Source organism: Streptomyces sp. Ru62, assembly GCF_002920615.1.
Classification (GTDB): domain Bacteria; phylum Actinomycetota; class Actinomycetes; order Streptomycetales; family Streptomycetaceae; genus Streptomyces.
Genome location: NZ_PQSU01000009.1, coordinates 171411 through 185866 on the forward strand (window position 1 = coordinate 171411; position 14456 = coordinate 185866).

Annotated in this window: 10 protein-coding genes and 2 pseudogenes; 9 read left to right on the plus strand and 3 right to left on the minus strand. The window is 70.3% G+C overall.

Annotated features, from left to right (window positions below):
• Window positions 1–2 precede the first annotated feature (2 nt).
• The 3 genes and pseudogenes from C3492_RS14510 to C3492_RS14520 form a co-directional block, all read left to right on the plus strand.
• Window positions 3–743, plus strand: a complete 741-nt coding sequence (locus C3492_RS14510; RefSeq protein ID WP_103812163.1) for an SDR family oxidoreductase — start codon at window positions 3–5, stop codon at window positions 741–743.
• A 112-nt stretch (window positions 744–855) separates the two neighbouring features.
• Entirely contained in the window at window positions 856–3543 is a 2688-nt protein-coding gene (gene aceE, locus C3492_RS14515) for a pyruvate dehydrogenase (acetyl-transferring), homodimeric type (protein ID WP_103812164.1), read from the plus strand.
• A gap of 112 nt (window positions 3544–3655) precedes the next feature.
• Window positions 3656–4843 (plus strand): annotated as a pseudogene (locus C3492_RS14520) (2-oxo acid dehydrogenase subunit E2); the annotation flags it as partial.
• A 119-nt stretch (window positions 4844–4962) separates the two neighbouring features.
• Here the strand turns inward: C3492_RS14520 and C3492_RS14525 are convergent.
• From C3492_RS14525 to C3492_RS14535, 3 genes are all read right to left on the minus strand, one after another.
• The gene (locus C3492_RS14525) at window positions 4963–5370 is read right to left on the minus strand and encodes a GNAT family N-acetyltransferase (protein ID WP_258055706.1); all 408 of its coding nucleotides are present in this window, start codon (window positions 5368–5370) and stop codon (window positions 4963–4965) included.
• Window positions 5371–5638: 268 nt separating this feature from the next.
• Window positions 5639–6481, minus strand: coding sequence for an alpha/beta fold hydrolase (locus C3492_RS14530; RefSeq protein ID WP_103812167.1), 843 nt, complete (start codon window positions 6479–6481; stop codon window positions 5639–5641).
• A 313-nt stretch (window positions 6482–6794) separates the two neighbouring features.
• The gene (locus C3492_RS14535) at window positions 6795–8423 is read right to left on the minus strand and encodes a ubiquinol-cytochrome c reductase cytochrome b subunit (RefSeq protein ID WP_103812168.1); all 1629 of its coding nucleotides are present in this window, start codon (window positions 8421–8423) and stop codon (window positions 6795–6797) included.
• 439 nt (window positions 8424–8862) lie between these two features.
• Between C3492_RS14535 and C3492_RS14540 the strand changes: the two genes are divergently transcribed.
• The 6 genes and pseudogenes from C3492_RS14540 (at window position 8863) to C3492_RS14560 (ending at window position 14454) form a co-directional block, all read left to right on the plus strand.
• Entirely contained in the window at window positions 8863–9624 is a 762-nt protein-coding gene (locus C3492_RS14540) for a bifunctional 2-polyprenyl-6-hydroxyphenol methylase/3-demethylubiquinol 3-O-methyltransferase UbiG (protein WP_103812169.1), read from the plus strand.
• 173 nt (window positions 9625–9797) lie between these two features.
• Complete coding sequence (locus tag C3492_RS14545; RefSeq protein WP_103812170.1) at window positions 9798–11036, plus strand: NAD(P)/FAD-dependent oxidoreductase; 1239 nt, start codon at window positions 9798–9800, stop codon at window positions 11034–11036.
• A 106-nt stretch (window positions 11037–11142) separates the two neighbouring features.
• Window positions 11143–11886, plus strand: coding sequence for a PIG-L deacetylase family protein (locus C3492_RS14550; RefSeq protein ID WP_103812171.1), 744 nt, complete (start codon window positions 11143–11145; stop codon window positions 11884–11886).
• A gap of 72 nt (window positions 11887–11958) precedes the next feature.
• A pseudogene (locus C3492_RS46910) lies at window positions 11959–12048 on the plus strand (hypothetical protein); the annotation flags it as partial.
• Window positions 12041–13063, plus strand: a complete 1023-nt coding sequence (locus tag C3492_RS45785; RefSeq protein ID WP_374938348.1) for a phenazine antibiotic biosynthesis protein — start codon at window positions 12041–12043, stop codon at window positions 13061–13063. The pseudogene C3492_RS46910 and the gene C3492_RS45785, both read left to right, overlap by 8 nt.
• The gene (locus C3492_RS14560) at window positions 13063–14454 is read left to right on the plus strand and encodes an aldehyde dehydrogenase family protein (protein WP_103812173.1); all 1392 of its coding nucleotides are present in this window, start codon (window positions 13063–13065) and stop codon (window positions 14452–14454) included. The genes C3492_RS45785 and C3492_RS14560 overlap by 1 nt, the downstream gene beginning before the upstream one ends.
• The last annotated feature ends 2 nt before the right edge of the window (window positions 14455–14456 follow it).

The window sequence follows — 14456 nt, forward strand, 5'->3', positions numbered from 1 at the left end:
AGATGAGAGTCGTCGTTGTAGGTGCCACCGGTCTGATCGGTTCCAGGACCGTCGCCAGGCTCCGGGACCACGGGGTGGAGGTCGTGCCGGTCTCCCGCAGACAAGGGGTCGACGTCAGCACCGGCCAGGGCCTCGACCAGGCGCTGCGCGCCGCCGAGGTGGTCGTGGACCTCACCGACGCACCCTCGCGGAAGCAGGAGACCAGCACGGCGTTCTTCACCACCGCGACGGGCAACCTCCTCAAGGCCGCCGCCGCGGCGGGCGTCGAGCACTACGTGGCGCTGTCGGTGGTGGGCGCCGACCGGATCGGCTCGGGCTACTTCCGGGCCAAGGCGGCACAGGAGGACCTGGTGCGGCACACCACCATTCCGTACTCCGTGGTGCGCGCCACGCCGTTCCACAAGTCCGTGGCGGCCGCCGCGACGGCCGGCACCCGGACCGACGGTGTGCACGTGCCCCCGCTCCTGCTGCGTCCGGTCTCGATGGACGACGTCGCCACCGCGGTCGCCCATGTCGCGGTGGGTCTACCGCGGTTCGAGGTGACCGAGGTCGCCGGCCCCGAAGAGCTCAGGTTCGAGGACGTCACCGCCGAGCTGCTCACCTTCCTGGGCCGGCGCGGCCCGGTGATCGCCGACGCGCAGGCCCCGTTCTTCGGCGCGGTGCTCCAGGAGCGGGCCCTCCTTCCCGGGCCGGACGCCCACGTCGGCCACCAGACCTTCAGCCAGTGGCTCAAGAACCGCTGAGTCCGCCGGGCGGCGACGCGTCGTCACCCCCGATCCCCACCGACCGCCCCGCGGCGCCCACCGTGTCCGCGGCCGGCGTCGCCGGCACCCACGCAGTGACAGGAAGGCTGCCATGAGTGATCCGTCCCGGCCCACCGAGACCTCTGTGATCAGCGAGCTCGATCAACTACCCGACCGTGACCGCGAGGAGACCGCCGAATGGCAGGCCTCCCTCGACGCCGTCGTGCGGAACGCCGGGCCGGAGCGGGCGGCCTACCTGATGCGGCGGGTGCACGAGTTCGCCGCGGCGTCGGGGGCGCCCCTGCCCGGACTGCTGTCCACGGACTACATCAACACCGTCCCGGCCGCCGCACAGCCGGAGTTCGACGGCGACCTGGAGATGGAGTCCAGGATCACCGCGCTCAACCGGTGGAACGCCGCGGCCATGGTCACCCGGGGTTCCCGGCTGGGACTGGGCGGCCACATCTCCACCTACGCGTCGGCGGCCTGGCTCTACGAGATCGGCTTCAACCACTTCTTCCGGGGCAAGGACGGTGACGGCTCGGGCGACCAGCTGTTCCTCCAGGGGCACGCCTCCCCGGGCATCTACGCCCGGCTGTTCCTCGAAGGGAGGCTCAGCAGGGAGCAACTCGACGGTTTCCGGCGGGAGGCGGGCGGACACGGCCTGCCGTCGTACCCGCATCCGCGGCGGCTGCCGTGGCTGTGGGAGTTTCCGACGGTGTCCATGGGGCTGGGCCCGCTCGGCGCGATCTACCAGGCCCGCTTCAACCGCTATCTGCAGGCTCGCGGTATCAAGGACACCTCCGCCTCGCGGGTGTGGGCGTTCCTGGGCGACGGGGAGACAGACGAGCCGGAGTCGATGGCCGCGCTGACTGTGGCCTCCCGCGAGGGCCTGGACAACCTGACGTTCGTCATCAACTGCAACCTCCAGCGCCTGGACGGGCCGGTGCGGTCCAACTCGAAGATCGTGCAGGAGCTGGAGGCGCGGTTCCGCGGCGCGGGCTGGAACGTGGTCAAGACCCTGTGGGGCGAGGCCTGGGACCCGCTGCTGGGACAGGACACCACCGGCGACCTCGTGCGGCGCCTGGGCGAGGTGCCCGACGCGCAGATGCAGACGCTGGCCGCGCGGGACGCCGCGTACATACGGAAGAACTTCTTCACCGGTGACGCCCTGTCCGCCCTCTCCGCCGCCCTGAGCGACGCCCAGGTGATCGACCTGTTCGAGAACTCCCGCGGCGGACACGAGCCGTTGAAGGTGTACGCCGCCTACCGGGCCGCGGTGGAGCACCGGGGCACGCCGACGGTGATCCTCGCCCAGACGGTGAAGGGTCACACCCTGGGTTCGGCGTTCGAGTCCCGCAACGCCAACCACCAGATGAAGAAGCTCACGATGCAGCAGTTCCGTGAGATGCGTGACCTGCTGGGGCTTCCCATTCCCGACAGTGCGCTCGCCGGTGACCAGGTCCCGTTCTGGCACCCGGGGGAGAATTCACCGGAGGTGCGGTACCTGCGCGAGCGCCGGGCCGCGCTGGGAGGTCCCGCCCCTCTCCGGCGGGTGATCGCGAAGCCGCTGCCGGAGCCGCCCGCCAAGCCCTTCGAGGCGTTGGAGAAAGGTTTCGGCCACCAAGAGGTCGCCACCACCATGGCATTGGTGCGGTTGGTCAAAGATTTGATGCGTGACGAGCGGACCGGAGCGCGCTGGGTGCCGATCATCCCCGACGAGGCCCGTACGTTCGGCATGGAATCGATGTTCCCCACGGCCGGCATCTACTCGCCGCTGGGCCAGAACTACGATCCGGTCGACGCGGACCAGTTGCTCCACTACAAGGAGAGCACGACCGGACAGTTGCTGATCGAGGGCATCACCGAGGCCGGTTCCGTGGCCGAGTTCGCCGCCGCGGCGACCTCGTACGCCACGCACGGCGAGCCCATGATCCCCTTCTACATCTTCTACGCCATGTTCGGCTTTCAGCGCACCGGCGACCAGTTCTGGGCGCTCGGCGACCAGATGGGCCGCGGCTTCGTCGTCGGCGGCACCGCGGGGCGCACGACCATGACCGGTGAGGGACTGCAGCACGGGGACGGGCACTCGCACCTGCTGGCCGCCACCAATCCGGCGGCGGTCAGTTACGACCCGGCTTTCGCCTACGAGATCGCGGTCATCGTCCGGGACGGTCTGCGCCGGATGTACGGCGAGCAGCCGGAAGACGTCTTCTACTACCTGACCGTGTACAACGAGCCGAAGCACCAGCCGGCCATGCCCGCGCTGCCGGGTGTCGAGGAGGGCATCGTCCGGGGCATCTACCGGTATCGGCCCGCCGACCCCGCCGCGGCGGGACCCCGGCTCCAGTTGCTGTCCTCCGGTACGGCCATTCACTGGGCCCTGCGAGCGCAGGAACTCCTCGCCTCCGACTGGAACGTGCACGCCGACGTGTGGTCGGTGACGTCGTGGACGGAGCTGCGCCGCGACGCGATGCGCGCCGACGACGCCCGGATGCGCGGTGAGGATCGCACTCCGTTCGTCACCGGGGCACTGGCCGGTGCGCCGGGGCCGGTGCTGGCCGTCAGCGACTGGATGCGGCAGGTGCCCGACCAGATCAGCCAGTGGATCGAGCAGGACTATTACTCCCTGGGCACCGACGGTTTCGGTCTGTCCGACACCCGTGAGGACGTCCGTCGCTACTTCCACGTGGACGCCGAGTCGATCGTGGTGACCGCACTGGACCGGCTGGCCCGGGCCGGGCAGATCCCCTTGGCGATCGTCGCGCAGGCCCGCGCCCGCTACGGCCTCGACCGGTGAGCGGCGGGGACACGCGACCGACCCCCATGACGCAGGTCATGAACGACAGGAACCGGAGGGCCCTTGCGCCCTGCCGGTCCGTGAGGAGCTGAACGACATCATGACGGTTACCGTCACCCTGCCGGCCCTCGGCGAGTCCGTCACCGAGGGCACCGTGACCCGCTGGCTGAAACAGATCGGCGAGCACGTCGAGGCCGACGAACCCTTGCTGGAGGTCTCCACCGACAAGGTCGACACCGAGATCCCCTCCCCCGCCACCGGTGTTCTGCTGAGCATCGCCGTCGCCGAGGACGAGACCGCCGAGGTCGGCGCCGAACTCGCCGTCATCGGTGCGGCGGACGCCGTCCCGGCGGCCCCACCGGCGCCCCCGGCCGAGGCCCCCCAGGCTGGCCCGGCGCCGTCTCCCACTCCTGCGCCGGCGCCGGTCACGCCGGCTCCTGCCGCACCCGTCGCGCCGTCGCCGGCCCCCGCACCCGAACCAACGGCGGCACCACGGGTGTCGGCGCCGCTCGCGCCGGTGTCACCCGCGCCCGCTGTGCCGTCCACCCCGGCGGCACAGGAGCCCGTGCTGCGCGGCCGGACGGTCCGGATGACCCGCATTCGGAGGGCCATCGGGGACAACCTGAAGAAGGCTCTGCTGGAGCAGGCGCAACTGACCAGCACGGTCGAGGCCGACGTCACCCGGCTCATGCGGCTGCGAAACCGGGCGAAGGACGGCTTCCTGGCCCGCGAGGGCCTCAAGCTGTCCCCGATGCCCTTCTTCGTCAAGGCCGCGGCCCAGGCCCTGAAGGCGCATCCGGTCGTCAACGCCAGGATCAACGAGGCCGAGGGGACGATCACCTACTTCGACACCGAGAACGTCGGCATCGCGGTCGACACCGAGAACGGGCTGATGACCCCGGTGATCAAGGCCGCCGGCGACCTGACCGTCGCCGGGATCGCCCGGGCCGTCCGCGACCTGGCCGACCGGGCCCGCAGTGGCCACCTCACCCCCGACGACGTATCAGGGGCCACCTTCACGATCTCAAACACCGGTTCGCGCGGCGCCCTGTTCGACACCGTCATCGTGCCGCCGAACCAGGCAGCGATCCTGGGCGTGGGCGCGACGGTCAGGAGGCCCGGGGTCGTGCGCAGCGCCGGCGAGGAGGTCATCGGCATCCGGGACCTGGTGCACCTGTCGTTGTCGTACGACCACCGGCTGGTGGACGGGGCGGATGCTGCTCGCTACCTGACCACGGTCAGGGAGATCCTGGAGTCCGCGCCCTTCGAGGACGACCTGTACCCCGACGCCGGGACGTGAGGCGTGCCGGCGCCCATGTGTGGTGCTCGTGAAACAGCCGATGCGGAACACAATGTTCCGCATCGGCTTTTCTCAACGGGCCGGTACCCGGTCCGGCTGACCCGGAAGGCGGTCGGTGATCACCGGTGCCCGGTGCGCAGGAAGCAGCTCCGCCGTCGGCCGGGCAGGCCGGCCCCCAGGTCACGCCCCTGGACCCAGGCGGTGACGGTGCCGCCCTCCTCGCTCCGGTGCACGGCGACGGGCACATGGCGCAGGAGGGCGTCCATCCGTTCGTCGCCGGACAGGACGAGGCCGTAGAGCGTCGCCCAACCACCTCTGAGCGCGTGGTGGCCCAGGTGGTACAACAGGCGGGTGCCCAGCCCCTGCCCCTGCCAGGAGTCCTCGACCAGAAGCGCGGCCTCGACGGCCGAGTGGTCCGGCATCAGATGGCCCACAGCGACAATGCGGCCGGTGGTGTCCCGTGCGGCCAGGTGGACCGAGCCGGGGCGGCCCAGCAGAGCGGGCAGGTAGGTCTGAGGGTCGGCCATGGCCCGGTGGTAACGGCTCCACAAGGTCTGTGAGGAGCAGCGACGATGCATCGCCACGACGGGAGCGAGGTCGCCGGGGCCTATGGGAATGATCCGCGGTTCGCGGCGCATGGGCTTGTCCTTGCGCGGCCGGGCCCGGTGCGGGGTCGCATCGGCGGACCGGCGGTCGGGGGCACGGGGTTCGCGCACATGGAAGCGTGGAACGCCCACGGGACCGACGCGTGGACCCAACGGTCCGTGTCAGTCCCGCGGGCGTTACGCGGAAGGGTCAGCGCACCGAGCTCGCGGCGTCCTCGATGACGTCGGTGACCTTGCCGGGCTGCGACACGCTCACCGCGTGGGACGCCCGGACCTCCGTGGTGTGGGCACCGGCCCGCTCGGCCATGAACTCCTGAGCCTTCGGCGGAATGTTGAGGTCCTGCGTGGCGACCAGGACCCAGGACGGGATGGTCTTCCACGCGGGCTCCGCCGCGCCCTCGGTCAGGGCGGCGTTGGTGACCGGTCGCTGGGTGACGGCCATCAGGTCGGTCTGGTTACGGGGCACGTCCGCCGCGAACTGGTGCCGGAACTTGTCGTTCTGAATGTAGAGGTCGGTGCCTTGCGAGCCGTCGGCGTTCGTGAACGGCACCGGGCGCAGCGCGTCACCGAGGGTGCTGCCGGGGAACCTCCCCGACAGGTCGACCGCGCTCTCCCCCTTCTCCGGGAGGAAGGCGGCGAGGTAGACCAGTGCCTTGACGTTCCTGTTGCCGGTGGCGGCGTTGCTGATGACCGAGCCGCCGTAGGAGTGACCGGCCAGGACGATGGGACCGTCGATGCCGGCCAGGACGTCCTTGAGGTAGGCGGAGTCGCCGCTCAGGGAGCGCAGCGGGTTGGCGACGGCGACCACGGGAAAGCCGTCGTGACGCAGTCTCTTTATGACGCCGTTCCAGCTCGTGGAGTCGGCGAAGGCACCGTGGACCAGGACGACGGTGGGCTTGGGCGCCCGCGAGGGGGCGCCCTTGTCGGCGGAAGCCGGAGCGATCGTGGTGGCGAGCAGGCCCGCGGCGATGGTCGCGCCGGCCAGAACGGTGAGGGAGGTACGGGCCCGGCGTGTGCGGGGGGTACGGGTCATGTCGGATGCCTTTCGGACGGGATCGGGGCGCAAGCTCCGGGAGGGCAAGCGGGCTGATACTTGGGGGTCTTTGCCCCCGCGCGGCCCGCAGCCGCGGTACGGGTGTGGGTCCGCCGCTGCGAGGAAGAGCGCCGAGGCCGCCGCGCGGGAGTCGGCGGTCAGGCCGACGGGGCGAGGGCGCCGCGGCGAACAGCCGTGTACGGCGGACCGATTGGCCCGGCACTTCGTTGTGCCGCCTTCTACTCATATGACCGGAACCGCGTCGAAGGTGTGACACGTCGTGACGACGGGTCGCGGGGTGTTTCGTCGCTGATCAGGAGTGGTGGTGGCCGCTGCTGATCTCCGTGTACTCGGCCGGCGTGGGCTTGGGAATCTGCGTACCCGAGCCGTAGAGGACACGGCTGAGCCTGACGCGCATGCGCTGGGCCCGGCGGGGCGCGTCGCCGTCGCCGTCGCCGTCCTGCAAGGGTGCGGCCTCCATGGGCCGGTACTGCGTGTGGGCCGTCAGGACGTGCAGTTGCGCCTGGGTGAGCGGCTCGTGAACCTCGACGTACTCGCCGTGCGGAAGCCGTTTGATGATGCCGCTCTCACGCCCGTGCAGCACCTTGTCGCGGTCCTGTCGTTGGAGACCCAGTGCCACACGTTTGGTGATGAAGAAGGCCAGGACCGGGACGACGAACAGGCCGATGCGCACGGTCCAGGTGACTGATTCGACGGAAACACGCAGATGCGTCGCTATCAGGTCGTTGGCGGCACCGACGAGAGCCACCGAGTAGACGCTGAGCCAGGCCACGCCCAGAGCGGTCCGCACCGGGCGGTTGCGGGGGCGGTCCAGCAAGTGCTGTTCGCGGTCGTCGTCCGTGACCCAGGACTCGATGAAGGGATAGGCGCCCATGGCGAGGAAGAGGAGCATGCCGATCAGCAGGGGCAGGAAGTTGTCCAGGGCCAGGGTGTGGCCCCAGAACGAGATTTCCCAGCCGGGCATGACGCGCAGGAAGCCGTCAGCGACGCCCATGTACCAGTCGGGTTGGGAACCGGCGGAGACCTGGTCGGGGCGGAAGGGCCCGTAGTTCCACACCGGATTGATCTGCGCGACGGCGGCCATGAAGAAGATCACGCCGGACACGAGGAAGAAGTAGCCGCCGGCCTTCACGGCGTACACCCGGAACGGAATGCCGACGACGTTGGTGTTGGTGCGGCCGGGCCCGGGGTACTGAGCGTGCCGGTGGCATACGGCCAGGGCCAGGTGGCCGACGAGCAGGGCGACCATCAGTCCGGGGATGACAAGGATGTGGATCGTGTTGAAGCGGGCGATCAGGTCCTCGCCGGGGAACTCGCCGCCGAAGAGGAAGAACGACACGTACGTCCCGACGACCGGGATCGACAGGATCGTGCCGTTCACGACCTGGAGGCCGGTGCCGGACAGCAGGTCGTCGGGCAGGTCGTAGCCCGTCAGGCCCCCGAACATGGCCAGGATGAGCAGCAGGAACCCGAACACCCAGTTCAGCTCGCGTGGCTTGCGGAACGCGCCGGTGAAGAAGACTCGCAACATGTGTACGAACAACGCGGCGACGAAGACCAGCGCCGCCCAGTGGTGTGCCTGGCGGACGAGCAGGCCGCCGCGGACGTCGAAGGATATGTGCAGGGTCGAGTCGAAGGCCTCCGACATCAGCTGGCCTCGCAAGGGGGCGTAGCTGCCCTGGTAGACCACAGGGTCGGAGGAAGGGTGGAAGTAGAGGCTCAGGTAGACGCCGGTGAGCAGCAGGATGACGAAACTGTAGAGTGCGATCTCGCCGAGCATGAACGACCAATGGTCGGGGAAGACCAGGCGCCGAGCGGAGCGGGCCAGACGGCGGTAGCCGAGTCGGCCGTCCGCCCACTGGGCGAGCCTCTCCCCCGTGCGCTCCTGCCCCGGCTCGGCCGGCCGGCTTTCGTTGCCCATCTCTTCACCATTCATTTCTGCATCACCCGAAGCTCGCTGCGTCTGATGGCGCCGCGGTCCCGGGCACTGCCGTGAGTCCGCGGCACTGGCGTGTTGCGAGGGCTCGCCGTCGCCGTGCGGCCGTGGCTGTCCGTGCCACGCGCGTCGCCCAGCCCAAAACGGAGGCGAAGCAACGCACCCGCGGCGCTGCGGAGCCGACTCGTCCACGGCTGTGCTGTTCGGGCACGGTTCGTGAACTGCTGTCCCAGTCATGACCGGCGAGATGGCCCAGGTGTGACAGAAGGAGCCGGGCGCCGCCGTGCTCCTCGACGTTCGTGAGGAGGTCCCGGCCGACGCAACAGCAGGACTGCGACGGCGGTCACCCCGAGCCCGCACGGGCCGGCACCCCGCTCGCCGTCATCGCTGTCACACCTACGGCCCAGGTGCTGTCTTGCTGGATATGCACCCTGTCATAGCGAGAGCACCGACCTTCCGGCCGCAGACGGATTCCTACGCCGTCACTGCGGAGTTCTACGACATCCTCCAGGCCGAGGCGGACGAGAGACGGGTCCGTCAGCTCTACGGTCGCGAAGTCGCGAAGGCCCGTGTCGGGGTCCTGGACATCGGTGCCGGTACCGGACGGGTCACGTTGATGAGCCTGGCCGAGTCTCAAGCCGACGTGTACGCCGTCGAGCCCGCGCGGGCCATGCGCACGTCCCTGATGACCCGCCTCGCCGCCCTGCCCGCACGGGAGAGGGAGCGGGTGACCGTGCACCCGCACGCCTTGGACGAGGCGGCTCTGTACGCGGTGGCGGACGTGGCCGTCTGCCACAACACGGTCGCGTGCCTCTCGCCGAGCGCGCGGCACGCGCTCTGGCATGCGATCGGCGCGGCCCTCGTCCCCGGCGGTTCGCTGTTCCTGCAGCTTCCACCTGCCCAGCTTCCGGTCCGGGCCCTTCTGCGCGTCCTGCCCGAACAGCGGATCGGCGAGCACACGTACGGCGGACGCATGGTGATGTCGACCGCCGGAAACCGCATCCACACACGCGCCGACTACTGGGTCCGGGGTGCGGAAGGTGTGCTCCGGGAGCACACCGAGACGTTCTGGATGTGGCCCGCCTCGCGCTCGCAGATGATCGACGACCTGGAACGGCACGGATTCGTCCCGTTGGCAGGGCACGATGATCCGGCCGTGCTGGCGGTGACGCTCCGTTCTCTCTGATGAGGCGACGGATCACACCTCCTGATGCCCGCGAGAACGGCCAGGGGACGCCGACGGCGGTGGCCCCGGCACGCTGACGCGGTGATGTCACAACCCTTGTCGTCGCCCGGTCTCATGGATGACCGCACCACACGACTCGCTGTGTGCGCCGCACAACCTGAGACGGGATCATCATGTCGCCTGATAACACATTCGTGATCGTCGGGGGCGGCCTGGCCGCCGGCAAGGCTGCTGAAGAACTGCGCGCGCACGGTCACGACGGGCCGCTTCTCCTCATCGGGGACGAGCGTGAGCGGCCGTACATTCGACCGCCGCTGTCCAAGGGCTATCTGTTGGGCAAGGAGGACCGCGAGTCGATCTATGTGCACCCCGAGGACTGGTACCGGGAACACGGGGTCGACCTGCTTCTGGGCACGAGTGTGACGTCGGTCGACGGGCAGGCCCACGAGGTGACGCTGGACGACGGTCGTCGCGTGCCCTACGCCAAGCTGCTTCTGGCGACCGGTTCCTCACCGCGCCGCCTGTCCGTTCCGGGGGCGGACCTGGACGACGTGCTGTATCTGCGACGCGTGGGCGACAGCGAGCGTCTCAAGTCCGCCTTCACCGAGGGCGCGCGGATCGTGGTCGTCGGCGGCGGATGGATCGGTCTGGAGACGGCCGCCGCGGCGCGGACGGCCGGGGCGGAGGTGACCGTCCTTGAGCACGCCGAGCTGCCCCTGCTCAAGGTCCTGGGGCGAGAGGCGGCCGAGGTCTTCGCCGGCCTGCACCGGGACCACGGCGTCGACCTGCGTCCCCACGCCGGGATCGAACGCGTCACCGGAACCGGCGGCCGCGTGGATGGGGTCGTGCTCGCCGACGGCAGTCGCCTGCCCGCGGACGCCGTGGTGGTGGGAGTGGGCATCACACCCAACGTCCGCCTCGCCGAGGAGGCGGGCCTGGACGTGCGCAACGGCATCGTCACGGACCAACACCTGCGGACCTCGGCGGCCGACATCCACGCCGCCGGCGACGTCGCCAACGCCTACCACCCGCGGCTCGGCCGGCACCTGCGCGTCGAGCACTGGGCCAACGCACTGCACCAGCCGCGCACCGCCGCGCTGAGCATGCTGGGCAAGGACGCGGTCTACGACCGGCTGCCGTACTTCTACACCGACCAGTACGACCTCGGGATGGAGTACACCGGCTACGCCGAGCCGGGCGGCTACGACCGTGTCGTCTTCCGCGGGGCACCGGACGAGCGGCGGTTCATCGCCTTCTGGCTGTCCGGGAACCGGATCGTTGCGGGGATGAGCGTCAACGTGTGGGACGTCATCGGCACGATCCGTTCCCTGATCGAATCCGGCGTGGAGACGGACGACGCCGTCCTCGCCGATCTCGCCGTCCCCCTGGAGAGCCTCCTTCCGCGCGTCTGAACCACTTCGGCGACACGGTCGGCTCCAAGGTGCCCGCGCACATCGGCTTTGAAGAGCCCCGTGCCGGCCTGCCGCCACACCACGCGACATCTACGAGAGCAGACACATGACCGACAGCCCTCTTCCACCGCTCCGCCCGATGCCGGACGACTGGCGACGGGCGCTCGCCGTGGTGGCCCATCCCGATGATCTGGAGTACGGATGCTCGGCCGCCGTGGCCTCCTGGGTGGCCGACGGCCGGGAGGTCGTCTACGTCCTCGCCACCCGTGGTGAGGCCGGTATCGACAGCCTGGCCCCCGAACGCGCCCGGTCGCTGCGCGAGGCGGAGCAGCGTGCCGCCGCCGCGGCCGTGGGTGTGTCCACGGTGGAGTTCCTCGACCACCAGGACGGTGTGATCGAGTACGGCGTGCCCCTGCGGCGCGACATCGCCGCTGCCGTCCGGCGCCACCGGCCCGAGCTGGTGATCACGCTCAACCACCGGGACACCTGGGCTCAGGGTGCCTGGAACACACCGGACCACGTGGCAGTGGGACGCGCGGTGCTGGACGCGTCGGCGGACGCGGGCAACCGCTGGATCTTCCCCGAGCTCACCGAACAGGGCCTGCGGCCCTGGAACGGCGTCCGGTGGGTGGCCGTCGCCAACTCGCCCGCGCCGACCCACGCGGTGTCCGCCGAGCCGGGCTTCGAGCGGGGGGTGCTGTCCTTGCTGCGGCACCGCACCTACATCGAGGCATTGACCGAGGAGGACCCCGAGACGTACGCGCGCCGCTTCCTGACCGACAGCACCGGCACCCACGGTTCGCGGTTCGACGGAAGGCGTGCCGTCGCCTTCGAGCTGTTCAGCCGGTGACCGAACGCTTTCCGATCTCACACGTCCCGCGGAACCTCGCTCATACGCACGAGTCCGTGCCTAGGAAGGACCATCCATGACGTACGAGTCCCCCACCGTTCTGGACGCCGGACCGTCCGACGACGTCGACCCGGACGAGTTCGTCCGAGCGGCCATGCGCTGGCACTTCGACCCGGCGACAGGTTCCTGCTACTGGCTCGACCGGGCCGACCGGCTCGCCTTCGATCCGCGACAGGACGTCAAGGGCGTGGACGACCTGATGCTCTTCCCCGACCTGGCCGACGAACTGCGTGACGTCCCGGTGGCGGACCTGATCCCCCGGGGCTATGGAAGCGACGTCCGGCTGCTCAACGTCTTCGACAGCGGCGGAACGACCGGTGCGCCCAAGCGAGTCGTCCAGCTCGACGACTGGATGCGGCACAGCACGGAACAGGTCGGCAAGCGCCTCCGGGACCACGGCCTGCCCGTCGGAGCCCAGTGGCTGACGGTGGCGCCGACGGGTCCGCATCTGGTGGGTGACGTGCTGCAGCGGGCCGCGGGATCCCTCAGCGGCCTGGGGCTGAACATCGACATGGACCCCCGCTGGGTGAAGAAGCTGGTCGCCGCCGGCCGGAGCGACGAGGTCGAGTCCTACGCCGACCATCTCGTCGAACAGTGCCGACGGATCCTGCTGACCCAGGACATCGGGGTACTCGCCGCCACCACCCCGCTGCTGGAGCGCTTCGCACGCGAGGACGACCTCCTGGAGCGGATCAACGGCTCCGCCCAGGCGATCATCTGGGGCGGCACGCACATGGACCCCGACACCCGCCACCTGCTGGCCACGGAGGTCTTTCCCGAGGTACCCCTCATCGGCATGTACGGCAACACCATGATGCTCACCGCGCTGCTCGAACGGACGGGTCTCAGCGCTTCGGAGCCCTGTGTGTTCGACCCCGTGTCGCCGTACGTGTTCCTGTCGGTCGTGGACCCCGACACCGGGGACACGGTCGATGTCGGTGAACGGGGCCAAGTGATCGTCAGCCACGTCAGCAGATCCATGCTCATCCCGAACAATGCGGAACGGGACACGGCCGTGCGCATGCGGCCGGCCGACGGCCAGGCAGGTGACGCGGTCGCCGACGTCGCGCCGGTGCCCACGGTGAAGGGCGAGACCGTGATCGAGGGCGTGTACTGATGACACATGCGGTGGTCACCGGGCCGATGTACCTGGACGCGCTGGGTCCCCGCGGTCCGTACCGGACGCGGGTGCCGAGCGCGGTGACGGATGTGTCCGGCACCGAGGTGGCGCGGCTGAGCCTGGTGCCACCGCTGTACGTCGGCCGGGCCCTGGCCGCGCTGCGCAAGGCCGAGGCGGTACCGGCGGCCGACGTCGACGCACTGCTGGAGGCGGCCGGTGAGGAGTTCGCCACCGGCACCGTCGGCGGACTGGGCGTACGCGAGTACGAACACCTCGTCAGCCGCACGTCCGGCACGCCGCTGACGGTGGTGCGCGCCGCGACACGGGGCACGGCTCGGTTCGTCAGCCGGGCCCGTTCCTCCGCCGAGCGGGGAAGACCACGCGGGGCGGTCTCCGACCGCCGGGACCCGGCTCTGGAGGCCGGCCACGCCGTCTGGGCCCGCCGGGGGAACGTGTTCGCCGTCAACGCCTCCGGCAACCACCCCGGCGTCCACCGGTTGTGGCTGGAAGCGCTGGCGCTGGGCTACCGCGTCGCCGTGCGTCCGTCGCGGCGGGAGCCGTTCACCCCGCACCGGCTTGTCGCGGCGCTGCACCGGGCGGGTGTCCGCGAGGACCAGCTGATGCTGCTGCCCACGGACCACCGGACCGCCGACGTGCTCATCCGCGGTGCCGACCGCGCTGTCGTGTACGGCGGCGACGAGGTGGTCACCCAGTACGCCCGCGATCCGCGCGTGCTGCCCCAGGGGCCCGGCAGGACCAAGATCCTCGTCACGGCGGACACCGACTGGCGGGAGCACCTCGACACGATCGTCGGCTCGGTCGCCGACGAGGGGGGCACCGCGTGCGTCAACGCCACCGCCGTCTTCGTCGAGGGCGATCCGGCGCCGCTCGCCGAGGCCGTCGCTGCCCGTCTGTCCCGGCTGCCCGTTCTGCCGCCGCAGGACGTGCGGGCGGTGCTCCCGGTGTGCCCGCTGGACCGGGCGCGGGCCCTGGACTCCTACCTGAGATCGGTGGCGGCGGGGACCCGTGCCTGGCTCGGTGGCGACGGCGTCGTCGGCGACCTCGGTGACGGAAGCGCCGTCCTGCGTCCCGCCGTCCACCAGGTCGGCGGTTCGAGTGCCGCGCAGCTCCGGACAGAACTCCCCTTTCCCTGCGTATGGGTGGCGCCCTGGAACCGTACGGACGGCATCGCTCCGCTGCGGGACACACTCGTGCTCTCGGCGCTCACCCGCGACGGCGCGTTGCTCGACGCGCTGCTGGCGGAACCCACCATCGCCAATGTGTACGTCGGTGACCACCCGACCTACTGGATGGCTCCGGGTGTGCCCCACGACAGTTACCTGTCGGACTTCCTGATGCGCAGCAAGGCCGTCGTCGGCGCCCTGTGACA

What these genes read in the sequence shown, in the direction of transcription:
- aceE (WP_103812164.1), top strand. Translation starts at nt 856, where the DNA reads ATGAGTGATCCGTCCCGGCCCACCGAGACCTCTGTGATCAGCGAGCTC.
- C3492_RS14525 (WP_258055706.1), bottom strand. Translation starts at nt 5,370, where the DNA reads ATGGCCGACCCTCAGACCTACCTGCCCGCTCTGCTGGGCCGCCCCGGC.
- C3492_RS45785 (WP_374938348.1), top strand. Translation starts at nt 12,041, where the DNA reads ATGCGCTGGCACTTCGACCCGGCGACAGGTTCCTGCTACTGGCTCGAC.
- C3492_RS14510 (WP_103812163.1), top strand. Translation starts at nt 3, where the DNA reads ATGAGAGTCGTCGTTGTAGGTGCCACCGGTCTGATCGGTTCCAGGACC.
- C3492_RS14545 (WP_103812170.1), top strand. Translation starts at nt 9,798, where the DNA reads ATGTCGCCTGATAACACATTCGTGATCGTCGGGGGCGGCCTGGCCGCC.
- C3492_RS14550 (WP_103812171.1), top strand. Translation starts at nt 11,143, where the DNA reads ATGACCGACAGCCCTCTTCCACCGCTCCGCCCGATGCCGGACGACTGG.
- C3492_RS14530 (WP_103812167.1), bottom strand. Translation starts at nt 6,481, where the DNA reads ATGACCCGTACCCCCCGCACACGCCGGGCCCGTACCTCCCTCACCGTT.
- C3492_RS14540 (WP_103812169.1), top strand. Translation starts at nt 8,863, where the DNA reads ATGCACCCTGTCATAGCGAGAGCACCGACCTTCCGGCCGCAGACGGAT.
- C3492_RS14560 (WP_103812173.1), top strand. Translation starts at nt 13,063, where the DNA reads ATGACACATGCGGTGGTCACCGGGCCGATGTACCTGGACGCGCTGGGT.
- C3492_RS14535 (WP_103812168.1), bottom strand. Translation starts at nt 8,423, where the DNA reads ATGGGCAACGAAAGCCGGCCGGCCGAGCCGGGGCAGGAGCGCACGGGG.